General features: G+C 74.1%; 21 protein-coding genes and 1 riboswitch. Of the genes, 9 read left to right on the forward strand and 12 right to left on the reverse strand.

The window, feature by feature from the left end:
• Window positions 1-90: 90 nt before the first annotated feature.
• The 7 genes from AB0O09_RS17095 to AB0O09_RS17125 form a co-directional block, all read right to left on the reverse strand.
• Entirely contained in the window at window positions 91-432 is a 342-nt protein-coding gene (locus AB0O09_RS17095; protein ID WP_359981210.1) for a DUF742 domain-containing protein, read from the reverse strand.
• Window positions 429-2,318, reverse strand: coding sequence for a nitrate- and nitrite sensing domain-containing protein (locus AB0O09_RS17100; protein ID WP_363542471.1), 1,890 nt, complete (start codon window positions 2,316-2,318; stop codon window positions 429-431). Before AB0O09_RS17100 ends, AB0O09_RS17095 begins: the two co-directional genes overlap by 4 nt.
• Before the next feature lie 264 nt (window positions 2,319-2,582).
• On the reverse strand, window positions 2,583-3,380 hold the full coding sequence (gene hisN, locus AB0O09_RS17105; RefSeq protein WP_363542472.1) for a histidinol-phosphatase: 798 nt from the start codon (window positions 3,378-3,380) through the stop codon (window positions 2,583-2,585).
• A 71-nt stretch (window positions 3,381-3,451) separates the two neighbouring features.
• Window positions 3,452-3,775, reverse strand: a complete 324-nt coding sequence (locus AB0O09_RS17110; RefSeq protein ID WP_263103730.1) for a multidrug efflux SMR transporter — start codon at window positions 3,773-3,775, stop codon at window positions 3,452-3,454.
• A 114-nt stretch (window positions 3,776-3,889) separates the two neighbouring features.
• Entirely contained in the window at window positions 3,890-4,945 is a 1,056-nt protein-coding gene (gene rsgA, locus AB0O09_RS17115) for a ribosome small subunit-dependent GTPase A (RefSeq protein ID WP_363542473.1), read from the reverse strand.
• 15 nt (window positions 4,946-4,960) lie between these two features.
• A complete protein-coding gene (gene aroA, locus AB0O09_RS17120; RefSeq protein WP_359983402.1) occupies window positions 4,961-6,280 on the reverse strand; it encodes a 3-phosphoshikimate 1-carboxyvinyltransferase in 1,320 nt (439 codons plus the stop codon).
• Between the two features lie 125 nt (window positions 6,281-6,405).
• A complete protein-coding gene (locus AB0O09_RS17125) occupies window positions 6,406-7,116 on the reverse strand; it encodes a M50 family metallopeptidase (RefSeq protein WP_344625555.1) in 711 nt (236 codons plus the stop codon).
• A 203-nt stretch (window positions 7,117-7,319) separates the two neighbouring features.
• On the opposite strand from AB0O09_RS17125, the gene AB0O09_RS17130 reads away from it, so the two are divergent.
• The 4 genes from AB0O09_RS17130 to rsrA all read left to right on the forward strand — a co-directional run bounded on the left by AB0O09_RS17130 (window position 7,320) and on the right by rsrA (window position 10,103).
• Window positions 7,320-8,069 carry an SOS response-associated peptidase gene (locus AB0O09_RS17130; protein WP_363542474.1) on the forward strand — a complete coding sequence of 250 codons (750 nt, stop codon included), beginning with the start codon at window positions 7,320-7,322 and terminating at the stop codon, window positions 8,067-8,069.
• 79 nt (window positions 8,070-8,148) lie between these two features.
• Window positions 8,149-8,805 carry an alpha/beta family hydrolase gene (locus AB0O09_RS17135; protein ID WP_363542475.1) on the forward strand — a complete coding sequence of 219 codons (657 nt, stop codon included), beginning with the start codon at window positions 8,149-8,151 and terminating at the stop codon, window positions 8,803-8,805.
• Between the two features lie 237 nt (window positions 8,806-9,042).
• Window positions 9,043-9,774, forward strand: a complete 732-nt coding sequence (locus AB0O09_RS17140) for a sigma-70 family RNA polymerase sigma factor (protein WP_317634021.1) — start codon at window positions 9,043-9,045, stop codon at window positions 9,772-9,774.
• Window positions 9,771-10,103 (forward strand): mycothiol system anti-sigma-R factor, encoded by a 333-nt coding sequence (gene rsrA / locus AB0O09_RS17145; protein WP_363542476.1) that lies wholly within the window; start codon window positions 9,771-9,773, stop codon window positions 10,101-10,103. Before AB0O09_RS17140 ends, rsrA begins: the two co-directional genes overlap by 4 nt.
• A 96-nt stretch (window positions 10,104-10,199) precedes the next feature.
• Here the strand turns inward: rsrA and AB0O09_RS17150 are convergent, their stop codons facing one another.
• The gene (locus AB0O09_RS17150; protein ID WP_363542477.1) at window positions 10,200-11,504 is read right to left on the reverse strand and encodes a chitinase; all 1,305 of its coding nucleotides are present in this window, start codon (window positions 11,502-11,504) and stop codon (window positions 10,200-10,202) included.
• Between the two features lie 323 nt (window positions 11,505-11,827).
• Between AB0O09_RS17150 and AB0O09_RS17155 the strand changes: the two genes are divergently transcribed.
• From AB0O09_RS17155 to def, 4 genes are all read left to right on the forward strand, one after another.
• Window positions 11,828-13,396 (forward strand): HD-GYP domain-containing protein, encoded by a 1,569-nt coding sequence (locus AB0O09_RS17155; RefSeq protein ID WP_363542478.1) that lies wholly within the window; start codon window positions 11,828-11,830, stop codon window positions 13,394-13,396.
• Complete coding sequence (locus AB0O09_RS17160) at window positions 13,393-14,808, forward strand: HD domain-containing phosphohydrolase (protein WP_363542480.1); 1,416 nt, start codon at window positions 13,393-13,395, stop codon at window positions 14,806-14,808. The genes AB0O09_RS17155 and AB0O09_RS17160 overlap by 4 nt, the downstream gene beginning before the upstream one ends.
• 163 nt (window positions 14,809-14,971) lie before the next feature.
• On the forward strand, window positions 14,972-15,961 hold the full coding sequence (locus tag AB0O09_RS17165; protein ID WP_030267884.1) for a hypothetical protein: 990 nt from the start codon (window positions 14,972-14,974) through the stop codon (window positions 15,959-15,961).
• A 70-nt stretch (window positions 15,962-16,031) separates the two neighbouring features.
• Window positions 16,032-16,655, forward strand: a complete 624-nt coding sequence (gene def / locus AB0O09_RS17170; protein ID WP_344624460.1) for a peptide deformylase — start codon at window positions 16,032-16,034, stop codon at window positions 16,653-16,655.
• A gap of 100 nt (window positions 16,656-16,755) precedes the next feature.
• On the opposite strand, the gene AB0O09_RS17175 is transcribed toward def, so the two are convergent.
• The 3 genes from AB0O09_RS17175 to AB0O09_RS17185 all read right to left on the reverse strand — a co-directional run bounded on the left by AB0O09_RS17175 (window position 16,756) and on the right by AB0O09_RS17185 (window position 21,595).
• On the reverse strand, window positions 16,756-17,751 hold the full coding sequence (locus tag AB0O09_RS17175; RefSeq protein ID WP_363542560.1) for a ribonucleotide-diphosphate reductase subunit beta: 996 nt from the start codon (window positions 17,749-17,751) through the stop codon (window positions 16,756-16,758).
• 20 nt (window positions 17,752-17,771) lie between these two features.
• Window positions 17,772-20,156 (reverse strand): ribonucleoside-diphosphate reductase subunit alpha, encoded by a 2,385-nt coding sequence (locus AB0O09_RS17180; protein WP_363542561.1) that lies wholly within the window; start codon window positions 20,154-20,156, stop codon window positions 17,772-17,774.
• Window positions 20,157-20,366: 210 nt separating this feature from the next.
• Window positions 20,367-20,510: riboswitch (cobalamin riboswitch) on the reverse strand.
• 590 nt (window positions 20,511-21,100) lie between these two features.
• Window positions 21,101-21,595 carry a GNAT family N-acetyltransferase gene (locus AB0O09_RS17185; protein ID WP_344624459.1) on the reverse strand — a complete coding sequence of 165 codons (495 nt, stop codon included), beginning with the start codon at window positions 21,593-21,595 and terminating at the stop codon, window positions 21,101-21,103.
• A gap of 308 nt (window positions 21,596-21,903) precedes the next feature.
• Between AB0O09_RS17185 and AB0O09_RS17190 the strand changes: the two genes are divergently transcribed.
• Window positions 21,904-22,917: a helix-turn-helix domain-containing protein gene (locus AB0O09_RS17190; protein ID WP_363542481.1), complete on the forward strand. Its 1,014-nt coding sequence runs from the start codon at window positions 21,904-21,906 to the stop codon at window positions 22,915-22,917.
• Between the two features lie 235 nt (window positions 22,918-23,152).
• Here AB0O09_RS17190 and AB0O09_RS17195 read toward each other — a convergent pair whose 3' ends face one another.
• Window positions 23,153-23,713 (reverse strand): heme-binding protein, encoded by a 561-nt coding sequence (locus AB0O09_RS17195; RefSeq protein ID WP_363542482.1) that lies wholly within the window; start codon window positions 23,711-23,713, stop codon window positions 23,153-23,155.
• Window positions 23,714-24,107 lie beyond the last annotated feature (394 nt).

The following is a 24,107-nucleotide window of genomic DNA, read 5'->3' on the forward strand; positions in this document are numbered from 1 at the left end:
GCTACCTCGCCGGCCTCCATCTTCGCGCCTCGATGATCTGGATAGACGACCTCGTACGACCGCCCAACTGATCACAACATCACACAAGCCCTAGAGCCGCAGCAGGCCGTCCCGGATCCGCTCCAGCAGCGCCACGGACACGTCCTCCGCCGCCCGCTCGTGCACCCGCACGAACCGCTCCGCCGCCAGGTCGGCGACCAGCACCCGGGCCACCCCCAGCGGCACCGTCAGCAGCGCCGCCAGCTCGGCCACCGACCGCGGGTACTGGCACAGCTCCACGATCCGGTGCCGCTCGAACCCCAGCGGCGCCGCCAGCGCGGCCGGCTGCGCCGTCACCAGCGTCTCCACCCGCAGCTCGTCCCGGACCGGCCTGGTGCGGCCCGCGGTGATCACGAACGGGCGGACCACCTCGCCCGCGTCGAACCCGGTCATCCCGCCACCCCGACCGCCGGCACCGGCCGCACCCCGTCCGCCAGCAGCGCCGACGGCAGCGCCACCGTCGCCGTCACCCCGTGCACCGGCGCCGGGGAGAGCCGCACCACCGCACCCAGGCGCTCCGCCAGCCGGCCCACCACGTAGAGGCCGAGCTGTCCGCCGCCGTCCACCAGGAAGCTCTCCCGCCCCGCCAGCCGGGTGTTCGCCAGGTCCAGCGCCGACTCGTCCAGGCCCGGTCCGTGGTCCGTCACCACGACCAGGCAGCCGTCCACGCCGAGTCGCGCGAACACCTCCACGTCGGTGTCCGGCGGCGAGGCGGTCAGGGCGTTCTCGATCAGTTCGGCCAGCAGGTGCGCCACCTCCGCGACCGCGCCCCCGTCGACCAGCACCCCGTCCACCCGGCGCAGCACGACCCGGCGGTAGTCCTCCACCTCGCCCAGCGCCGAGCGGACCACGTCGCCCAGGGCCACCGGCTGCGGCCAGTGGCGCGGACTCGCCTCGCCGACCAGCACCAGCAGGCTCTCCGCGTTGCGCCGCATCCGGGTCGCCAGGTGGTCCAGCTCGAACAGGTTCGCCAGCGCCGCCGGGTCCTGCTCGCTCCGCTCCAGCGCCGACAGCAGGCCGAGCTGGCGCATCACCAGCGACTGGTTGCGCCGGCCCAGGCCGGCCAGCGACCCCGCGGTGTTGCGGCGCTGCACCGACTGCTCGACGGCCAGCCGGACGGCCGTCCCCGCCACCCGGTCCAGCGCCGCACCCAGCACCTCCAGCTCCGCGGTGCCCGCCGCCGCGGCCGCGCCCGGCGAGGCCGTCCCGCCGCCCGCCCGCGCCCGCTCCACCGCCTCCGGCAGCACCCGGTCGGCCAGCTCCTCCGCCTCCGCGGCGAGCGCCGCCACCGGCCGGGTGATCGACCGGGTCGCCAGCAGGCCGAGCAGAACCGCGCCGACGGCCGCGGCGAGCGCCAGCCCGGCGTCCACCAGCAGGGCCCGCAGCGCCTGCGAGCGGAGCTCCGCGGCCCGTGCCGACGCGTCGCCGGCCGCCTGGGACTGCACCAGGTACAGGCCGTCGACCAGCTCCGTCGCCGCCTGCCACCAGGCGTCCGCGCGGACCGGCAGCCGGGCTGCCGCCCAGCCGTCCAGGGCCTGCTGCTCCATGCCGGCCGCGGCCACCGCGGCGGGGCCGCGGAGCGCGGCGTCCAGTGCGGCGGTCCGTTCGGGCAGGGCGGTGCGCGGCACGTCGGCGAGCGCCGCACCCCGGTCGGCGGTGATCCGCACGAACGCCGGGTAGTCGCCGCCCCGGAACGAGCCGGCCGCGAGCACGCCGCTCAGCGTGCCGCGTTCCAGCGCCGCCGCCTCGGTGGCCCGGCTCAGCGCCTCCAGCGTGGCGAGCGCGTCCGCCAGCGGCCGGTCGCCGGTGGTGTCCCGGTCGGCGAAGGCCGCCGCGTTCAGCGCGGTGACCGCGCCCGTGTAGAACCTCAGCGCCTCCGCCCGGTCGGCGGCGCCGGTGTCGGCCCGGCCGCGCAGCCCGGCCAGCGTGCTCAGCCCGGTGAGCGCCGCACGCACCCGCTCCGCGCCGGGCGGGTCGGCGGCCAGGGACCGGTCGAGCGCCCGCCGGGCCGTGTCGGCGGCCTCCCGCTGCGGGCCGACCCTGGCCCGGAACGACTCCTCGCCGCCGAGCAGGCCCGCGGTCAGGCCGCGCTCGCGCTGGAGCTGGTGGACGAACTCCTCGGTGGCGACCACCAGGGCCACCCGGTCGCCGGTCCGGCCGGCGTCGGCGAACCGCCCGGCCTGCGCGGCCGTGCCGGTCGCGCCGAGGAGCACCAGGGCGCCGGTCGGAAGGGCGAGGAGCAGGGCGAGCCGGTGGCGGATGCTGCTGAGCGTACGCACGTGGGGAGTCCCCCTCGGCAGTGGCCCGGCGGGGTGGGGCGCACGGGGAACGGAGGCGCGGTACCGGGTACCGGCCGCTGGCCCGACGAGCCTAGGGGCCTTCTGTTGCAAGGGAGTTGCCGCGACCTCAGCGCCGCCCGGAACGCGCTGCGGGTGGCCGGCAACCTCGCCGACCACCCGCCGAAACACGCCCGCCCTCCGAAACGCGCCCGCCGCCGGACGGGCCGGCCGCTCACCCGCTCAGCAGTTCACGTGCTCGGCAGCTCACACGCTCAGCCGGCGCAGCGCCTCCGCGTGCAGCAGACCGTTGGTGGCCACCGCGTCGGCGCCGTTCGGGCCGTCCACCCCGTCCAGGCCGGTGAACCGGCCGCCCGCCTCCTGCACCACGATGCACGGCGCGGCCATGTCCCACAGGCTCAGCTCCGGCTCCGCAGCGATGTCCGCCGACCCCTCGGCGACCATCATGTACGACCAGAAGTCGCCGTACGCCCGGGTGCGCCAGCAGGCCCGGGTGAGGTCCAGGAACGGGTCGAGGCGGCCCCGCTCCTCCCAGCCGGACAGCGAGGAGTACGAGAAGGAGGCGTCCTCGACCCGGGACACCTCGGAGACGTGGATCCGGGTCGCCTTGGCGAGGCTGCGCCCGGCGTACGCGCCGAGGTCGCGCGCCGCCCACCAACGGCGGTTCAGCGCGGGCGCCGAGACGATGCCCACCACCGGCTGGAGCTCCCCGTCGATGCCCTCCTCCAGCAGGGCCACCAGGGTCGCCCACACCGGCACGCCGCGGACGTAGTTCTTGGTGCCGTCGATCGGGTCGACCACCCAGCGGCGCGGGCCCGATCCCTGCAGCCCGTACTCCTCGCCCATCACGGCGTCGCGCGGACGGGCCCGCTGCAGCACGCTGCGGACCAGCTCCTCCGCCGCCTTGTCGGCGTCGCTGACCGGGGTGAGGTCCGGCTTGGTCTCGACCTTGAGGTCCAGCGCCTTGAAGCGCTCCAGGGTGACCGAGTCGGCCGAGTCGGCGAGGACGTGGGCGAGTCGGAGGTCGTCGTGGTAATCGGCCATGCCCGAACCCTAGCGACCCGGGGCCCTCCGGGTCAGCGCGGCTCGCACGGCGGACCGAACCGGCGTGCGGATCAGTGTCCGGAGCCGCTCAGCTGGAGCCCCACCACGCCGGCGATCACCAGGGTGATCGACACCAGTTTCAGCACGCTGCTGGACTCCTCCAGGAAGACCATCCCGTACACCGCGGTGCCGGCCGCGCCGATCCCCGTCCAGACCGCGTACGCCGAACCGACCGGCAGCGACTTGAGGGAGAGCGTCAGCAGGCCGAAGCTGCCCAGCGCGAACGCGCAGAAGCTGATGGTGGGCCAGAGCCGGGTGAAGCCGTGGCTCAGTTTGAGGTTGATCGCGAAGCCGGTCTCCAGCAGACCGGCGAGGATCACCATGGCCCATGCCATCGGGCTGACTCCCTTGCCCCTCGGAGCATCCATGCGAGCGTGTCCCACGCTCCTAGGATCACCGGCCGGGAGCCGTCCGACACCTCGGACGGCCCGGAGTCCCCGCAGTGGCGGTCAGTCGCCCTCGCGGGTCTCGCGGCTCGCGAGCAGCCGGCGCAGCGAGTACAGCCGGGCGGGCTCGGCGTGCCCGTCCGCCACCCAGGCGTCCAGCGCGCAGTCCTGCTCGTCGTGGCTGCAGGCCCGCGGGCAGTCCACCGTGCCCGGTTCGAGGTCCGGGAAGGCGAGGATGACCCGGGACGGGTCGATGTGCGACAGGCCGAACGAGCGGAAGCCCGGGGTGTCGATCACCCAGCCCGGATCCAGCGCCTTCCTCGAACCCGGCTTGGCCCCGGGCGGCGGCGGCAGCCGCAGCGCCAGCGCCGACACGGTGGTGTGCCGGCCGCGGCCGGTCACCGCGTTGACGTGGCCCGTCGTCCGCTGCCGCTCCGGCACCAGCGCGTTGACCAGCGTGGTCTTGCCGACGCCGGAGTGCCCGATGAACACCGTCGACAGCCCGCGCAGGTGCTCGCGCACCGCCTCCGCGCCGGTCGTCTCCAGCTCGTCGCGCCGGGTCACCACGTAGGAGATGCCCAGCGGCGCGTACGACTCCAGCAGCGGCTCGGCCGGCGCCAGGTCGGACTTGGTGAGCACCAGCAGCGGCTCCATCCCGGCGTCGTACGCCGCCACCAGGCAGCGGTCGATCAGCCGCGGCCGCGGCTCCGGGTCGGCCAGCGCGGTGACGATGGCCAGCTGCTCGGCGTTGGCGACCACGATCCGCTCGTACGGGTCGTCGTCGTCCGCGGTGCGCCGAAGCACCGAGCTGCGCTCGGCGACCCGGACGATCCGGGCCAGCGTGTCCGGCTCCCCGGACAGGTCGCCGACCAGGCTCACCGTGTCGCCGACCACGACGCCCTTGCGGCCCAGCTCGCGGGCCTTCATGGCGACGACCTCGCGCTCCTTCTTCGTGCCCTGGTCGACCAGGCAGGTCAGCCGCCCGCGGTCGACGGTGAGGATCATCGCCTCGGCGGCGTCCTCGTGCTTGGGCCGGATCCGGGTGCGGGGCCGGGAGCCCCGGCGGGCCGGGCGGTTGCGGATGTCGTCCTCGTCGGCGTCCTTGCCGTAGCGGCGCATGCTGCTTCGCCCCCGTCAGCCCTGGCCGAGGAGGTCGGCCCACATCTGCGGGAAGTCCGGCAGGGTCTTGGCGGTGGTCGCCACGTTCTCCACCTGCACGCCCTCCACGGCGAGGCCGATCACCGCGGCGGCGGTCGCCAGCCGGTGGTCCTCGTAGGTGTGGAAGACGCCGCCGTGCAGCGGACGAGGCCGGATCCGCAGGCCGTCCTCGGTCTCCGAGACGTCGCCGCCCAGGTCGTTGATCTCCTTGGCGAGCGCGGCCAGCCGGTCGGTCTCGTGCATCCGCAGGTGGGCGATGCCGTACAGGTGGGACTCGGAGTCCGCGAGCGCGGCCACCGCGGCGATCACCGGGGTCAGCTCGCCCACGTCGTGCAGGTCGGCCTCGATGCCGTGGACCTTGCCGGTGCCGGTGAACTCCAGGCCCTCGTCGGTGAACCGGCAGGCGCCGCCCATCTGCGTGTAGATGTCGCGCAGCTGGTCGCCCGGCTGGTACGTGTGCTTCGGCCAGTCGCGGACGGTCACCCGGCCGCCGGTGACCAGCGCCGCGGCGAAGAACGGCGCCGCGTTCGAGAGGTCCGGCTCGACCACCAGGTCGCGGCCGATCAGCGCGCCGGGGGTGACCCGCCAGACGTCCTTCTCGCCGCCGTCCTCGGGCGCGTCCACCTGGCCGCCGGCCTTGCGGATCATGTCGACCGTCATCCGGATGTGCGGCAGCGAGGGGACCGTCCCGCCGGTGTTCCGGATCTCGACGCCGTTGTTGTAGCGGGCGCCGGACAGCAGCAGGGCGGAGACGAACTGGGAGGACGAGGACGCGTCCACGTCGACCGCGCCGCCGTCCACCGCGCCGGTGCCGTGCACCGTCAGCGGGAAGCCGCCGCGGCCGCCGTCGTCGATCCGCACGCCGAGGGCGCGCAGCGCGTCGATCACGCCGTGCTGGGGTCGCTCGTAGCAGCGCGGGTCGCCGTCGAAGTGGACGGGGCCGTCGGCGAGCGCGGCGAGCGGGGGCAGGAAGCGCATGACCGTGCCGGCGTTGCCGACGTCCACCCGGGCCGGGCCGAGCAGCCGCGGCGCGGGGATGACCCGCCATGCCTCGCCGCCGCCGGTGCCGCCGCTGGCCTCGTTGACCGTCTCCTCGACCGTCACGCCGAGCGCCCGCAGGCCGTCCGCCATCAGCTGGGAGTCGCGGCTGCGCAGCGGCCGGCGGACCCAGCCGGGGCCGTCGGCGAGCGCGGCCAGCACCAGCGCGCGGTTGGTCGCCGACTTGGAGCCGGGGATGGTGACGGTCGCGTCCACGGCTGCGGTGGCGACGGGGGCGGGCCACAGGGCATCGGTCATGCGCCAAGTCTAGGGGGCCGCCCGACGACGGCCCGGTGCCCGATCGCATGGCGGACGGGGGGTCTGCGGTGATTCCGTGCCCACGGTGTGCCCACCCGCCGTCGGCGGCGCGCCGGTGCCCGGGCTCAGTGCTTCCAGTGCAGCAGCCAGCTCGCCCCGCCCAGCAGGCAGGAGAGCGACACCACCAGGAACAGCGCCACCCACAGCACCGCGCTCACCCCGGTGAGCCGGGACAGCTGGTCCGCGTCCGAGTCCGGGGCCCCGCCGGAGCGCCGCTTGGCCTGCAGCTCGACCACCGGCCGCACCCCCGCCAGCAGCAGGAACCACACGCCGAGGTAGGCGAACGCGGCCTGCACCTGGCTGCCGCCGTACCAGGACACCACCAGGAAGAGCGCGCCGGTGAGCACCACCGCGAGCAGGCCGAAGGCGTTGCGGATCATCACCAGCATCCCGGCCAGCAGCAGGATGGAGATCCACAGCAGGGCGGTGATCCGGCCGTCGGCGAGCAGCGCGGCGCCGCCCAGGCCCAGCAGCGAGGGCGCCACGTATCCGGCCGCCGCGGTGAGGATCATCCCGGGGCCGGTCGGGCGGCCGGAGGAGATGGTCAGGCCCGAGGTGTCGGAGTGCAGCCGGATCCCGGAGAGCCGCCGGCGGGTCATCAGGGCCGCCACGCCGTGGCCGCCCTCGTGGGCGATGGTCACCACGGTGCGGGTGACCCGCCAGACCGGCGCCGGCAGGATCGCCAGCAGGGCGAGCGCGGCGGTGGTGAGCACCAGCCAGCCCGGCGGTTCGGGCTGGACGCCCGCCACCCGCTGCCAGACGTCCGCGATCTCCATGCTCGTCCTGCCTCCCGTGGTGCTGCCGGTCCGGCAGCCTCCCATGCCAGGACGCCGCGGCGGTAGCGGTCGGTTCGCTCCGGTTCGTCCCCGGCCGGTCCCGGGCCCCCCGAGCCCTTCCCCCGGGGGCCCTCCCGGGAGCGGCCGTCCGGCTGCCGGAACCGCCCCCGGGCCGTCCGGCCGGCATGGCAGGCTTGGCCCCCATGTGCGGTCGTTTCGCCTCCAGCAGCAGGCCCGAGGACATCGTCGAGGTGTTCGGCGTCGAGCAGTGGGACCCGGCCGAGACGATCGCGCCCAACTGGAACGTGGCCCCGACCTCACCGGTCTACGCGGTGCTGGACCGGCCGCCCAAGGGTCGGCAGCGGCCGGTGCGGCAGCTGCGGGTGCTGCGCTGGGGCCTGATCCCGTCCTGGGCGAGGTCGCCGGAGACCGCGGTGAAGATGATCAACGCCCGGGCCGACACCGTGCACGAGAAGCCGGCCTACCGCCAGCCCTTCGCCTCCCGCCGCTGCCTGCTCCCGGCCGACGGCTACTACGAGTGGCAGACCGCACCGGCAGGCCCCGACCGGCCGCCGCGCCAGCCGTACTTCGTCTCCCGGGCGGACGGCAGCCCGCTCGCGCTCGCCGGCCTGTACGAGTTCTGGCGGGACCGCACCCTCCCCGCGGACCACCCGCAGGCCTGGCGGGTCACCTGCACCGTGGTCACCACCGAGGCCGAGCCGATGCTCGCCCCGATCCACGAGCGGATGCCGCTCTTCCTCGACCCCGGCTCCTTCGACGCCTGGCTCGACCCGGGCCTGGACGACCCGGCGGCGCTGCGGGCCCTGCTGGTGCCGCCGCCGCCCGGTGCGCTCACCGTGCACCCGGTGGGCGCCGCGGTCGGCAGCATCCGCAACAACGGCCCCGAACTCGTCCGGGAGCTGACCGAGGACGACCGCACGACGCTCTTCTGACGGCGCGGGCCCGGTCCGGCGGCGCCGGCCCGAGGGCGGCCGCCCGGCGCGGGCCGCCCCACGGCCTAGGCTCGGCCCCATGCAGAAGCTGGTGATGCAGAAGCTGGTGCCGACGCCGGTCGGCGATGCCCGGGTGACGACGTTCGCGGCCGAGCGGCCCCGGGTGCTGCTGGCGCTCGGGCACGGGGCCGGCGGCGGCGTGGAGGCGCGGGACCTGCAGGCGCTGGCCGCCGCGCTGCCGGCCCGGGGCGTGTCGGTGGCACTGGTCGAGCAGCCGTGGCGGGTGGCCGGCAGGAAGCTGGGCCCGGCGCCGAAGACCCTGGACGAGGCGTGGCTGCCGGTCGCGGCCGGGCTCGCCGCCGAGGGACCGCCCCTGGTGGTGGGCGGCCGCAGCGCCGGCGCCCGGGTGGCCTGCCGGACGGGCCTCGCCTCGGGGGCGGCCGCGGTGCTGGCGCTGGCCTTCCCGCTGCACCCGCCGGGCAAGCCGGAGAGGAGCCGGGCCGAGGAGCTGCTGAACAGCGGCCTGCCCACCTTGGTGGTGCAGGGCGGCGCGGACACCTTCGGCACCCCGGAGGAGTTCCCCGTGCTGCCGGAGGGCCACCGGCTGGTCGAGGTGCCGTACGGCAACCACGGCTTCGTGGTGCCCAAGCGGGCGCCGGTCGGCCAGGAGGAGACCCTGGAGGCGCTGGTCGCGGCGGTCGGGGACTGGCTGGGATCGGTTCCGTCGATCGGGTGAGCGACGGCGGGAATGCACGGCGGTGCCGCGCGGTTGTGAGGACCGTCAGCAAGTCCCGGGTGAAAGGCAGCGTCCATGGGTTCGATCGCGTGCCCCGAGCGGCCGGAGGAGCGCGCGGCGCAAGGCGCCTTCGTGCCCGACTGGTCGGAATGGATTGTCGCGGGCGAGAAGCCGGTGGGCCGGATATCCTCCATTTCGGGTCGGCCCGCGGTGGGTGGGCCCCGCAGCTCCGAGGAGGTGGGTCCGGTCGTCGGGACCGAGGACGAGGCCGTGCCGGGCGAGGGCCTGCCGGAGGGCGGGACGCTCACCGGTGACGAGCTTGCCGAGGCGATCGGTGAGGACACCTTCCGGGTGTCCGCGGACGAGAGCGAGGACGCGCGCCGCGAGCGCTTCGAGCGCGACGCGCTGGCCTTCCTCGACCCGATGTACTCGGCCGCCCTGCGGATGACCCGCAATCCCGCGGACGCGGAGGACCTGCTGCAGGAGGCGTTCGCGAAGGCGTACGCGTCGTTCCACCAGTTCCGCGAGGGCACCAACCTCAAGGCGTGGCTCTACCGCATCCTCACCAACACCTTCATCAACTCGTACCGCAAGAAGCAGCGCGAGCCCCAGCGCACCGCGGCCGAGGAGATCGAGGACTGGCAGCTCGCCAGGGCCGAGTCGCACATGTCGACCGGCCTGCGGTCGGCGGAGGCCCAGGCGCTGGACCACCTCCCGGACAGCGACGTCAAGGACGCCCTGCAGGCGATCCCGGAGGAATTCCGGATCGCCGTGTATCTGGCGGACGTCGAGGGCTTTGCCTACAAGGAGATCGCGGACATCATGGGTACACCCATCGGTACGGTGATGTCCCGGCTGCACCGTGGCCGCCGCCAGTTGCGCGGCATGCTGGAGGACTACGCCCGTGAGCGCGGACTCGTCCCGGCGGGCAGCGGCGCAGGGCAGGAAGCGAAGGGCGCGGGCTCATGAGCTGCGGCGATCCGCACGACACCGAGTGCGGCGAGGTGCTCGACCACCTCTACGAATTCCTCGACAACGAGATGGCCGAGGGCGACTGCGTCAAGCTGCGCGTGCACTTCGAGGAGTGCTCGCCCTGCCTGGAGAAGTACGGGCTCGAACAGGCCATCAAGGCGCTGATCAAGCGCTCCTGCGGCTGTGACGACACCCCGGCGGACCTGCGCACCAAGGTGCTCGCCCGGATCGACTCGATTCGGGCCGGCCAGCGCACCGCCCAGGCGCAGGCCGAGGGGGGCGCCGGGCACGGCGCCACCACGGCCACCGCGGCGGCGGCCGAGTAGCGTCCGCCCGCGCGGCGGCCGTGCCCCGACGGCACCGGTGAGGGCCGGCGACCGGTCGTGCCCGGTCGCCGGCCCTCACCGCACCCGCCGTGAGCGTCAGCAGGGGCCGTCGTCGGCCCAGACGCCCCACTGGCCGCTGTTGGTCGGGATCTCGTTCTGGGTCCACCACTTCGCGTGGTAGTTGTGGCCCTGGTACGAGACCTTGTTGCCGTTGGTGTAGACGGTCGACGCGTTCCACGCGGGCAGCGTGCAGGTGCCCGGCTTGCCGGTCGGCGAGGCCGACGAGGTGGGCGAGCTCGACGAGGTCGGCGAGGCCGTCGCGGTCGGGGTGCCGGTGGGCGGGGTCGCCCCGGCGAACTTCACGGTGAACTTGGTGAAGTCCCAGTCGTTCTGGGCCACGCTGGAGCAGGAGCCGGACAGGCCCGGGTCCACCGTGCCGGCGCACTGGCGGTCCCGGTTGACGGACCAGTAGGTGTAGCGGGCCAGCTTGTGCGCGGTCGCGAAGTCCAGCACCGTCTGGAAGTCGGCCTGCTTGAAGTACTCGGCGGCGTCGGTCCGACCGTTCATCAGCGAGACGCCCTCGTGGGCGTAGGCGGTGGCCTCGTCCCAGCCGAAGGTGGTCTGCAGGATCTTGTTGAACTTCACCAGCGCGTCGGTCTGGGCCGCCGCGCCGTTGAAGCCGCCGTCGAACGGCATGATCGAGTAGTTGTTCGGCGTGAAGCCCTGCGACTTGGCCTCGTTGAGCATCTGCGTGCCGAACCAGCCGGTGCCCGCGTTGGTGCCGGCGGTGGTGATCGAGACGTAGAGGCCGGGGTTGTTCTGCTGGAGGATCTTCGCCGCGCCGATCTCGTTGTGGATCGCCGCCGCGTTCTCGTACTCCGGCTCCTCCAGGTCGAAGTCGATCGCCTTCAGCTGGTACTTGGTGATCACCTTCTGGTAGCCGGCCGCGGTCGCCTCCGGGGTGCCGCAGCCCTGGCCGAGCTTGTTGCCGCCGTAACCGCCGACCGAGATCGAGACGTCGCCGCCCTTCGCCCGGATCTTCTGGATCACCGCCGGCATGGCGGTGTCGGTGTCGATCGAGGAGGTGCCGCCCCAGGCCGGGGTGCAGCCGCCGGAGTCGAGGATGAAGGCCAACTGGAAGGCCTTCTGACCGGTCGCGTCCATCACCGCGGCGACGTCCGGCGGCGAGTTGTCCTCCGGCATCAGGTACGGGGCCGAGGCGTACCAGTTGCTTCCGAGCGGCGCGGCCGCGGTTGTGGAGGCCAGGGCGTCGCCACCGCTCAGGGCGGCGGCGGCACCGGCGGCGGCCAGGCCGAGCACGGCGATCGCCGCCGCGGCGGCGGCACCGCGCCGGCGGCGGTGCCGGCCGGGTGCGGGGGAGTGGAGCTGGGCACGTTCCATCGGGGACCTCTCCGGGGCATGGGGGGACCGCCGCCCGGGAGGTTCGGGCGGCGCCGGGCACAAAGGACGGTCGGCATCCGCGCACGATGCCGTGGAGCAACTGCGGCCGCGGTGGCGGCCGCCCCCTTCCGGACGGGGTCAATCCCCAAAATGGACTGGACCACTGGTCGGGTCAAGAGTTCTGGGCGAGGCTTGGGCCTCTCTTAAGGAAGCCTTCGGGAAGCGCTCTCAGGGCCGCGCCCCGGGTGATCCGGGCTCAAGTCGTCCCCACCATTGGATCGTTTCACTCGTTCGGGTGAGCTGGCCCGGTGTCGGCAGCGTCATTGCGCGATCGTGCGCCCCGGCCCGCGAACCGGGGCCTATTCTCCTCACTGGCCCGCGGACCGGACGGGCCGGCCACGGCGGGGGAGGCTGACATCGCCAGCGAATGCGAGGGTGACGCCCTCACCGGCACCGCGGCCCGGTACGCCGCCGCCGTACTGGCCGGCGCCCTCTGCTGCCTGATTCCGCTCGCCGTCCCCGTCCACGGCCCGCTCGGCGGCCCGGTCGACTGGCCCCGCCTCGGCCTGCTCGCCTTCCTGCACACCTGCGCCGAGTCGCTCGCCCTCGGCCTGCCCACCCCGTGCGCCCGGCTCGGCCGCCGACTGCTGCGCCGCCCGCCCCGCGAGGCCCGCGAGGCCGTCCGGGCGCTGCCCGGCCGCGGCTTCTTCCCGGTGCTCTTCGCCGGTGTCCTGCTGCTGGCGCCCGCCGCCGCCGCACTGGTCGCCGTCCCCGGCGCGCTCACCGCCCACGTCCCGGCCCCCCGCCGGCTCCGCCGGCTGTGGAACGCCGCCCAGCTGGCCGTCGCCGCCTTCGCCGCCGCCGCCGTCTACCGCCTGCTCGGCGGACCGCACCTGCTGTTCGGCACGCACTTCCCGACCGCCGCCCTCGGCGCCCTGGCCGCCGTCGCCGTGTTCTGCCTGGTCAACGCCGCCCTGGTCGGGGTGATGCGGCAGCTCTGCGCGGCCCGCCGGGCCCGCGGCACCCACCCCGCCGACCTCGCCCGCGCCACCGGCGCCGTCGTGCTGCCCGCCCTCGTCCAGGGCGCCGGCGGACTGATGGTCGCCGTCCTGTGGCAGGGCCCTTACGGCGCCTTCGCCGCCGTCCTCGCCCTGCTGCCGCTGTCCATCTCCGCCTGGATGTTCGCCCAGGGCCACCGCGAGGCCGCCACCCACCGGGCCACCGTCCGCGCCCTCGTCCAGGCCGTGGAGATCAAGGACGCCTACACCCGCGGCCACAGCGAACGGGTCGGCCGCGCCGCCGTCCTGATGGCCCGCCAGCTCGGCATGGCCGAGGACCGGATCCGCACCCTGCACTTCGCCGGCACCCTGCACGACGTCGGCAAGCTCGGCGTCGCCACCGAACTGCTCCGCCGCAACGGCCCGCTCACCGAGGCCGAACGCCGCGCCGTCGAGGTGCACCCCGTCTTCGGCCACGAACTCGTCCGCGACCTCGCCTTCCTCGGTGAGGCCCGCGAGGGCATCCTGCACCACCACGAACGGCTCGACGGCCGCGGCTACCCGGCCGGGCTGGCCGGCGAGCGCATCCCCGAGTTCGCCCGGATCATCTCCGTCGCCGACGCCTTCGACTCGATGACCTCCACCCGCTCCTACCGGCGCGGCCGCCCGGTCGCCGAGGCCGTCGTCGAACTCCAGCGCTGCGCCGGCAGCCAGTTCGACCCGGTGATGGTCACCGCCCTGGTCGCCGCCGTCGACCGGCACGGCTGGCAGCCCGAACCGCCGCCGCCCGGCGGCTGGGACGGCGAGGTGCCCGACATCCCGCTCGGCGTCCCCGAGCCCGCCCGCCGGGTGCCCGGGCCCGGCGGCCGGATCAGCGCGGGCGGCACCCCGTGAGAACCGGCCGGCGCGGCCTCCGGCTCCCGCCGTCCGCCGTCCACGCCGCCGCGGCGCTGCTGCTCGCCGCCGCGCTGCTGCACGTCGCCCTGCACGGACTCGCCCAGCCACGGGTGGCGCTCGCCTTCGGCGCGGCCGTCGCGGTCGGCGAGTGGACGCGGATCACCCTGCCCGGCGACCGCGAGCAGGCCCCGCTCGGCAGCGCCGCGGCGCTCGCCTACGCCTTGCTCGGACCGCTCCACGCGACCTCCACCGACCACGGAACGCTGCAGGTCGTCGCGGTCACCGGGCTCGGCACCCTCGCCGGACAGCTGCCGCTCGCCCTGCCCGCCGTCCGTGCCCGCCGCCGCACCGACCCCGGTGGCACCGATTCGGGCCGCACCAAGGGCACCGCCACCACCGGCGGCAGCGGCGGCAGGGGCCGGGCCGACGGCACGGGCCCCGGCGCGCTCCGCGGGGACACCGTGCGGGCCGACACCGCCGCCCGCAGGCTGCTCACCACGGCCTTCGCCGCCGTGCTCTTCCAGCCGGTCTACGGCAGCGGGCTGCTCGACCGCGCCCCGCTCTCCGGACCGGTCTACGGGGCCCTGCTGACCGGCGTGGCCGCGCTGACCGCGCTCTGCGACACCGTGCTGGCCGCCGTCCTGCACCGTGCCCGGGCCGGCCTGCGGTTCGGCGCCGCACTGGAGGACGAACTGCGCTCGCTGCTCGGCATCGGATCGGCGATCGTCGCCACCGGCACGCTGGTGAGCCTGCTGGCCGGCGAGGTCGGCCTGTGGGCGCTGCCGCTCTTCTGCACCCCGCTGCTGCTCGCCCAGGCGTCCTTCCGGCGGGCCGCCGAGATCCGCGCCACCACCGGCCAGACCATCGAGGCGCTCGCCCGGGCCACCGAGACCGCCGGCTACACCCCACCGGGGCATGCACGCCGGGTCGCCGACACGGCGTGCGCGCTGGGGCGCGAACTCGGGCTCGGGACCAGGGACCTCGCCCTACTGGAGTACGCCGCGCTGATGCACGACATCGGCCAGCTCTCCCTCGTCGAACCCGTCCCCGGCGGTGCCACCGCCCTGCTGTCCGCCGCCGAGCAGCAGCGGATCGCCCGCCTCGGCAGCGAGGTCATCCGGCGCACCGGCGTCCCGCGGCGGGTCGGCGAACAGGTCGCCCGGCTCGCCGACCCCTGCCGGCTGCCGGACGGCGCCGCCGACCGCAGCCTGCCGCTGGCGGCGCGGATCATCCGGGTCGCCAACGCCCACGACGACCTGCGGACGGAGGCCCGTGCCCGGGGCCTCTCCGAGGCCACCGCGGGCCTCGCCGCCCTGGAACGCCTGCGGCTGGAACGCGGCGGAGCCTACGACCCCGCCGTGGTCGACGCATTGGCCAGAGTGGGCACCGCGGGCCGCGAACCGGCCTGAACCGCCGCGCAGGGAGCGCGGGCCGCCGCAGGCGTGGTTGGATGCGGTCGTAGCGTGGAACACCGGATGCGGGGCCACCCGGCACACCGGATCGTTCCCGTTGCAGCAGCCGGCCTCGGAGCAGGTGCTGAGAACTGGCGGACGACAACGGCAGGGACGGAACGTGAGGATCTTCCACCGCGCACGGCACCGGCCGTCGGCCACCTGGCGGCAGACGACCGACCGTGCCTTCACGCTCATCGGCGACGGCCGCTACGAGGACGCCGGCGCGCTGCTCGTCATGGCCGCCGACCTGGAGCCGTGGCTCTCCGACTCCTGGTTCAACCTCGCCCTGCTGCACAAGTTCCGTCGCGACTGGGAGCAGGCCCGCACCGCCGGGCTGCGCGCCGTGGCCCTGCTGGACCGCGAGACCGGCGCCCCCGACTGGTGGAACCTCGGCATCACCGCCACCGCCCTGCAGGACTGGCCGCTCGCCCGCCGGGCCTGGCAGGCGTACGGACTGAGACTCCCCGGCGGGCCCGGCACCGCCGCGGACGGGCCCGTCGACCTGGACCTCGGCACCACCCCGGTGCGGCTCTCCCCGGACGGCGAGTCCGAGGTGGTCTGGGGCCGCCGGCTCGACCCGGCCCGGATCGAGGTGCTGTCCATCCCGCTGCCGTCCTCCGGCCGCCGCTGGGGCGAGGTCGTGCTGCACGACGGCGCCCCGCACGGCGAGCGGGTCGCGGACGGCGTCGCCTACCCCGTCTTCGACGAGATCGAGCTGTGGGCGCCCTCGCCGGTGCCGACCTTCGTGGTGCTGCTGCAGGCCGCCACCGCGGGTGACCGGGACGCCCTGGAGCGGCTGGTCGCCGACGCCGGGTACGCCGCCGAGGACTGGACGAGCTCGGTGCGGCTGCTGTGCCGGGCCTGCTCGGAGAGCCGGATGGCGATCGACGACGGCCACACCGCGCACCACGACCCGCACGACGACGGCGACCCCACCCACCCCGGCCACCTCAGCCACCTCAGCCAGGGCAGCGCCGGCACCTCCTGGCTCGCCGAGCGCGAGTGCGGGATCGCCGCGCCGGCCTCGCTGGTGCGCACCCTGCTGGACCGCTGGGTGGCCGCCTCCCCCGCCACCCGGGCGTACCGGGACCTCGAAGAGGTTTGCTGAGGAACGGGTCCGCCAGGCGCCGTACCCTTGAGCGGTACACCTGGACGGAACCACGGAGCGGAAACCAGCGATGGCCGACGAGCACGAGCACGACCACCCCGAGCAGGACGAGACGGCGGAGCAGCAGGTCGTCGGCGAGCTGCCCGACGTCTCGAAGGGCACCGCCCGCCCGATCACGGTGTTCGGCAACCCGGTGCTGCACCGCGAGGTCGCCACGGTGACCGCGTTCGACGGTGAACTCGCCGCGCTCATCGACGACATGTTCGTCTCGATGTACGCCGCCGACGGGGTCGGCCTGGCCGCGAACCAGATCGGCGTCGACCTCAAGGTCTTCGTCTACGACTGCCCGGACGACGAGGGCGTGCGCCACGTCGGCCACGTCGTCAACCCGGTGCTGGAGGAGCTGCCGGCCGGCCGCCGCGCGCTGGACGACTCGCCGGAGGGCTGCCTCTCCGTGCCGACCGCGTACATGGAACTGGCCCGCCCCGACTTCGCCGCGGTGACCGGCCAGGACAAGGACGGCAACCCCGTCCGGGTCGAGGGCACCGGCTTTTTCGCCCGCTGCCTGCAGCACGAGACCGACCACCTGTACGGCTACCTGTACATCGACCGGCTCTCCAAGCGGGACCGCAAGGACGCCCTGCGCCAGATGTCCGAGGGCACCCCCAAGTACGCCACCGTCCCCAACGACTGACGGTACGGCGGAACACGCGGCGAAGGGCCGCACCCGGATCCCGGGTGCGGCCCTTCGCCGGTTTCGGCGCCGTGCGGCCCGGAGGCGGCCCGGAAGCGGCCTAGAAGTCGTCGTCGAAGGAGACCGAGCCCTCGACGGCGACCTGGTAGGCGGAGACCCGGCGCTCGAAGAAGTTGGTCAGCTCCTGGACGTTCTGCAGCTCCATGAACCCGAAGGGGTTGGTGGAGCCGTAGCGGATCGGCAGGCCGAGACGGGCCAGGCGCTGGTCGGCGACGGCCTCCAGGTACTGGCGCATCGACTCGGTGTTCATGCCGGGCAGGCCCTCGCCGCAGAGGTCGCGGGCGAACTGGAGCTCGGCCTCGACGGCCTCCTCCAGCATCTCGGTGACCTGCTTGGCCATCTGCTCGTCGAAGAGGTCCGGCTCCTCCTCGCGGACGGTGTCCACGACGGAGAACGCGAAGTCCATGTGCATGGACTCGTCGCGGAACACCCAGTTGGTGCCGGTGGCCAGGCCGTGCAGCAGGCCGCGGCTGCGGAACCAGTACACGTACGCGAAGGCGCCGTAGAAGAACAGGCCCTCGACGCAGGCCGCGAAGCAGATCAGGTTCAGGAGGAACGCGCGGCGGTCCTCCTTGGTCTGCAGCGAGTCGATGTGGTCGACCGCGTTCATGTACTTGAAGCAGAACTGCGCCTTCTGGTGGATGGAGGGGATGTTCTCCACCGCCGCGAAGGCCGCCGCGCGGTCGTCCGGGTCGGGCAGGTAGGTGTCGAGCAGCGTCAGGTAAAACTGGACGTGCACGGCCTCCTCGAACAGCTGCCGGGACAGGTAGAGCCGGGCCTCGGGGGAGTTGATGTGCTTGTAGAGGCTCAGCACCACGTTGTTGGCGACGATCGAGTCACCGGTCGCGAAGAAGGCGACCAGCCGGCCGATCATGTGCCGCTCGCCCTCGCTCAGCTTGGCGAGGTCGGCGACGTCGGAGTGCAGGTCCACCTCCTCCACCGTCCAGGTGTTCTTGATGGCGTCGCGGTACCGGTCGTAGAACGACGGGTAGCGCATCGGGCGCAGCGTCAGCTCGAAGCCCGGGTCGAGCAGCATCTTCTGACGGTCTTCGGTGCTCACTGGCAGGCCTCGCAGGACTCGGGGTTCTCCAGGGAGCAGGCGATGGCGTCCTGCTCGGCCTGGCTCATGGTCGGCGCGGGCACCGGCACGGCGGCGCGGGCGCCCGTGGCGGCCTGCGCGATCCGGGTGGCCGGGCGCGACCGCAGGTAGTACGTGGTCTTCAGGCCGACCTTCCAGGCGTACGCGTACATCGAGCTGAGCTTGCCGATGGTCGGCGCCGCCATGAAGAGGTTCAGCGACTGGCTCTGGTCGATGTACGGCATGCGGGCCGCGGCCAGGTCGATCAGCGCGCGCTGGGGCAGCTCCCACGCCGTGCGGTACAGCGAACGGACCTCGGCGGGCAGCCAGTTGAGGTCCTGCACCGAGCCGTTGGTCTCGCGCAGCGCGTCCCGGGTCTGCTGGTCCCAGACGCCGAGCTCCTTGAGCTCGCGCACCAGGTACGGGTTGACCTGGAGGAACTCGCCGGAGAGCGTCTCGCGCTTGAACAGGTTGGACACCTGCGGCTCGATGCACTCGTACACGCCGGCGATGGAGGCGATGGTGGCGGTCGGCGCGATCGCCAGCAGCAGCGAGTTGCGCAGGCCGGTCTCGGCGATCCGGGCGCGCAGCGCGTCCCAGCGCTCCGTCCACTGCGGGGCGGCGGCACCGAAGTGGTCGATGTGCAGCTCGCCGCGGGCCGCGCGGGTCTCGCCGTACGCCTCGTGGCGGCCGAACTGCTCGGCGAGGTCCGCGGAGCGCTCGTAGGCGGTGAGCATGATGCGCTCGGAGATCAGGGTGGAGAGGGTCTTCGCCTCGGCGGAGTCGAAGTCGATCCGCAGCTGGAAGAAGACGTCCTGCAGGCCCATCACGCCGAGGCCGACCGGCCGCCAGCGGGAGTTGGAGGTGCCCGCCTCGGTGGTCGGGTAGAAGTTGATGTCGATGACCCGGTCGAGGAAGGTCACCGCGGTGCGGACGGTGGCGTCCAGGCGCTCCCAGTCCATCGCGTTCAGCAGGTCGGCGGCGGTGGCGCCGGCGGCCACGTGGGCGCCCAGGTTCACCGAGCCGAGGTTGCAGACGGCCGTCTCGGAGTCGTCGGTGACCTCCAGGATCTCCGTGCACAGGTTGGAGGAGTGCACGGTGCGGCCGGGCAGCGCGGTCTGGTTGGCGGCCCGGTTGGAGGCGTCCTTGAAGGTCATCCAGCCGTTGCCGGTCTGCGCCAGGGTGCGCATCATGCGGGCGTACAGGGTCTGCGCCGGGATGGTGCGGACGGCCTTGCCGGCCTGCTCGGCCTTGCGGTAGGCCTCGTCGAAGTCGGCGCCCCACAGGTCGACCAGCTCGGGCACGTCGGCGGGGGAGAACAGCGACCAGTCCTCGTCGGCGTTCACCCGGCGCATGAACTCGTCCGGGATCCAGTGCGCCAGGTTGAGGTTGTGGGTGCGCCGGGCCTCCTCGCCGGTGTTGTCGCGGAGCTCCAGGAACTCCTCGATGTCGGCGTGCCAGGTCTCCAGGTAGACGCAGGCCGCGCCCTTGCGGCGGCCGCCCTGGTTGACCGCGGCGACCGAGGAGTCCAGGGTGCGCAGGAACGGCACGATGCCGTTCGACTGGCCGTTGGTGCCGCGGATCAGGCTGCCGCGGGAGCGGATCCGCGAGTAGGACAGGCCGATGCCGCCGGCGTGCTTGGACAGCCGGGCGATCTGCGCGTAGCGGTTGTAGATCGAGTCCAGGTTGTCCAGCGGCGAGTCCAGCAGGTAGCAGGACGACATCTGGGGGTGCTTGGTGCCGGAGTTGAACAGCGTCGGAGAGGACGTCAGGTACTCCAGACGGCTCATCAGTCGGTAGAGCTCGGCCACCTCGGCCACCGACTGCTCGGTGTCGCCGATCGCGAGGCCGGCCGCCACGCGCAGCAGGAAGTACTGCGGGGTCTCGACCACCTTGCGGGTGATCGGGTGGCGCAGCAGGTAGCGGGACTGCACGGTGCGCAGGCCGAAGTACTCGAAGCGGTCGTCGCCCTGCAGGTCGACCAGCGCGTCGAAGGCGGCCGCGTGCTTGGCCACGAAGGCCGCGGTGGTGTCGCCGATCAGGCCCTCGGCGTGGCCGACGGCGATCGAGGCGGCGAAGGTGACCGCGCCCTGGGAGACCGCCTCGTCGCGGATCTCCAGCGCCAGCAGGCGGGCCGCGAGCTTCGAGTACTGCGGGTCCTCGGCGATCATCGACGCGGCGGCCTCCACGGCCAGCCCGCGGAGCTCGGCGAAGTCCGAACCGGCGTGGCGGCCGCGCAGCGCGGCGGCGGCGACGTGGCCGGGGTCCACCTGGGGGAGGTCGGTGCTGCGGTCGGTGAGCAGCCGGAGCAGCGCGGCACCGGGGTCGGGCCGGTCGTTGTCGGCGGATCCCTGGGAGGGCAGGGTGACTGAGGCAGCGACGGTCAAGGCGCACTCTCTCCTGTGGCGGCAGCGGACGCTTCGGACACCCCCGGGCCGGGGGCCGGGGGCGCGTCCGGGCATGCGCGTGGCAGGGGGGACCGGCACCGCCCGACCGTGTCGGGGGTGCGCGTCGCCACCCGGCCCACCCGCGAGGCCCGGACGTACAGCTGTGCTTCATGGCATCTGCGGGGAAGCCGGTGGCACACCGTCGGCAGGCCCTCGGACTGCGCGGGCCCGGGCGTTCACGGGCCTGCTCACCGTTGCGGGGCAGTCCCGGACTTGCACCGGGTTCCCCTGCGTCGACAGCGAGAGTGAGCATACATGTTGTGGTGTCTCCCTGATGTACCCCCATATCTTGTGCACGCTGCGTGTCGCGTCCGTGGCTGCGACGGCCTCGCCGAACGGGCCGTGCACACTTCGGGCACACCCGACCCACTCGTCGCCCCCGCGCTCCGCTCACGGAACGGCCACCGCCGCGGGAGTGTTCGGGCCCGATGGCCTACGATCTCCAGTCATGAGTGACGGTACGGGGGTGCCGCCCGGTTCGACGGGTCGGCCCGGAGCCCAGGGGATCGGCGAATCTCGCGGAGCGAGGACCGCCGGCTCTGCAGCTGGACCCTTTCCGCCGTGACCAAGTCCCTTTCCGCCGCGGCGAGGCGGCCGCTGTGCCGCCGGTCCTGGCTTCGGTGCGGTGTCGGGCTCACCCTGACCGCCTGCCCCTGCAACTCGCCGATGGCTCCGGGGCGGTTCGAGGGCGGCTCGGCCGGGTGATGCCGTGGGCATCGGCATCGGCATCGGCATCGGCTCGGCACCGTCGCCGGCGGGTGCTTCCGCCCGGCCCGTCGAGTTCACGTGCGGGTGCGGTGCGGGTGCGGGTGTCGGTGTGGTCGGGCTCCGGTCGAACGAATCGTTCGGGGCGAGTCACGTCAGAACGTCAGGGCATAGACCATCAGGTCGATACCGGGCATCGGGGCCCAGTCGCGCTCGGGGGCGCGGCGGAAACCGAGCCGTTCGTACACCCGGTGGGCGTCCGTCATGTCCGGGCGGGTGGAGAAGGCCATGCCGGTCAGGCCGAGTTCGCGGCTGCGGTCCATCGCGGCCCTGACGAGGGCCGAGCCGACTCCGCGGCCGCGGGCGGCCCGGGCGACCGCCAGCATCCGGATCTCGCCCTCGTCCGGCTGCGAGATGTCGGCCCAGGCCGTACCGCCGACCGCGAAGGTCACGCAGCCGAGCACATGCTCGTCCCGGCCGTCGACGGCGACGAGGAGCTCGGCCTCCTCGCTGCGGCGGCGGGTGTCGCGGAGGAGTCCGGCGTACGGCCCTTCGGCCAGGCTGTAGCCGTCACCGACGTAGACCTCGACCGAGAGCTCGCCGGCCGGTTCGAGGTCCCGTTCGCGGGCGCGGCGGATGACGACGTCCATCCGTCCAGTCTGCCGTCCGGGGCCCCGTCCCGGACGGCCGGGGGTCGGTGCAGCCGATCGGGGACGGACGGATCGGCGGGATAGCCGCCGGGGCGGTGCCAGTTGTCGCGGCCGTGCCGGCCGGTGCGGTCGAGCTCCCGACCGACGACGGCCCCGACCAGGGCGAACGAGCCGACGAGGACGGACAGGGCGATGGCGTTCTCGAACACGGTGGAAGTCATGCCACTACTCTCCCGGCCGACCGGGAGCCCGGCGAGTGGCAGGAATGACCTCTTGCATCGAATTACTGCCAGCGCCATCCTGGAGCCATGCCGAAGCCCGGAACCGAGTCGAGGACCGCCGAGTTGAAGACCGCCGAGTTGAAGAACGTGGTCGCCGTCGTGCTGGAGGAGGTCCATCCCTTCGAACTCGGTGTCGCCTGCGAGGTGTTCGGCCTCGACCGCAGCGAGGAGGGGCTGCCCGTGTACGAGTTCGCCCTCGCCTCCGACCGGCCCGGGCCCAAGCGCACCCACGCCGGCTTCAGCGTCGACGTCCCGTACGGGCCCGAACGCCTCGCCCGGGCCGACCTGATCGTCCTCACCGCCACCGGCCTGCGCGACGAGTACCCGCCCGCCCTCGTCGCGGCCCTGCGCGCGGCCGTCGAGGGCGGTGCCCGCGCCCTCTCCATCTGCAGCGGCAGCTTCCTGCTCGGCGCCGCCGGGCTCCTGGACGGACGACGCTCCACCACCCACTGGAAGCACGCCGCCGAGATGGCCCGGCGCTTCCCGCTCACCACCGTCGAACCCGACGTGCTCTACGTCGACGAGGACCCCGTCATCACCTCCGCCGGCACCGCCGCCGGGATCGACGCCTGCCTGCACCTCGTCCGCAAGGTGCAGGGCGCCGAGGTCGCCCGCGGCATCGCCCGGCGCATGGTCGTCGCACCGCACCGGGAAGGCGGCCAGGCCCAGTTCGTGAACCGCCCACTGCCCGAGTCCGACGTCGACTCGCTCGCCCCCGTCCTGGACTGGATGCGGCACCACCTCGACGAGGAAGCCACCGTGGAGCGGCTCGCCGCCCTCGCCCACATGTCCCCGCGGACCTTCGCCCGCCGCTTCCAGCAGGAGACCGGCACCACCCCGCACCGCTGGCTCACCGGCCAGCGGCTGCTGCTCGCCCAGCGGCTCCTGGAGGGCACCGCCGAGCCGATCGACGCCGTGGCCGCCCGCTGCGGCTTCGGCAACGCCGCCACCCTCCGCCACCACTTCGCCCGCCGCCTCGGCACCACCCCGCACGCCTACCGCCGCGCCTTCGCCAGCCCCGAGATCGCGGCAGGGGTGTAGCGCGAAGGAGCGGGCAGAGGGGCGTGCTTGAGAGGTGCCGGTGGGTGCCCGCCAGAGCCTGCGGGTGCTCGGAGGCGTGGTGGCAGGGCGAGTCCCCGGTGATGGGGCGGCCGCCGCGTCCCCCGGGTAGGGACGGCGGCCGCCCGGTTGCCCGGCCGCCCGTCATCCGGCCACTCGCGGGGGCGGGACGGTCCGGGCCGCGGGGCGGGGCACCCGGCGCCGGCGGCGCGCGGCGTTACTTGCCGAGGGCGGCGACGCCCGCCTGGGCGAACTGCTCGTCGAGGTCGCCGCTCGGGGCACCGGCGACGCCGATGGCCGCCACGGGTGCGCCCTTGGCCTGCACCGGGGCGCCGCCGCCCAGGAACAAGGTGCCCGGTATGTCCTTCAGGTTCGGCGTCTGGGCCAGCCGCTTCGCCAGCTCGGAGGTCGGGGCGTTCCAGGAGACCGCGGTGAAGGCCTTGCGCTCGGCCGACTCGGGCGACTGCGGACCGGCACCGTCGCCGCGCAGCGCCACGATCGTGTTGCTGTTGCGGTCCACCACGGCGACCGAGACCTTGTAGCCGCCCTTGCCGGCCGCGTCCATCGCGGCCAGTGCGGCCTTGGTCGCGGCGTCCACCGACAGGTGCGAGGAGGACACCACGTCCTTGCCACCGGCCTCGGCGCGGGCCACCGCAGGGGCACCGGCGGCGCCGGGAGTCTCCGCGCTCGCCGCCACCGCACCGAAGGTGCCCGCCCCCAGGGCGGCCACCGCCACGGCGCCGCCCAGCACTCGTGCCCGCATCGACGTCTTCTTCATTCCGACTCCTCGGCGACTCACCGGTCCGGCCCCTGCGGCTCGGACACACTTCGATCCTCAAGGCCGCACCCCCTCCACCGCGTCGGCGTTCCGGCTCGCCTCCGCAGGCATGATGGAGGACACCGGGGTCAACCGATCGGCCGATGTGCGGCATCGGCGGACCGGCCAGAATCCCAACCAGGAAACGGTCGGTTCGTGACCGGTCCTTGGGGCCGACCCTCGGCCTGTCACCGGCAGGTGGGTGTCCGTGGGCCGGTGCCGACCGGCGGCCGGAACGCCGGAGCGTCGGAACGCCGGAGCGTCGGAACGCCGGAGCGTCGGGACACCGAGGGTCAGCGCGCACCACATCACATCGGGGCGGCACCCGCAGCCAGACCCGCAGAACAACCGGACC

It is taken from the genome of Kitasatospora sp. NPDC093679 (assembly GCF_040683455.1).
Classification (GTDB): domain Bacteria; phylum Actinomycetota; class Actinomycetes; order Streptomycetales; family Streptomycetaceae; genus Kitasatospora; species Kitasatospora arboriphila.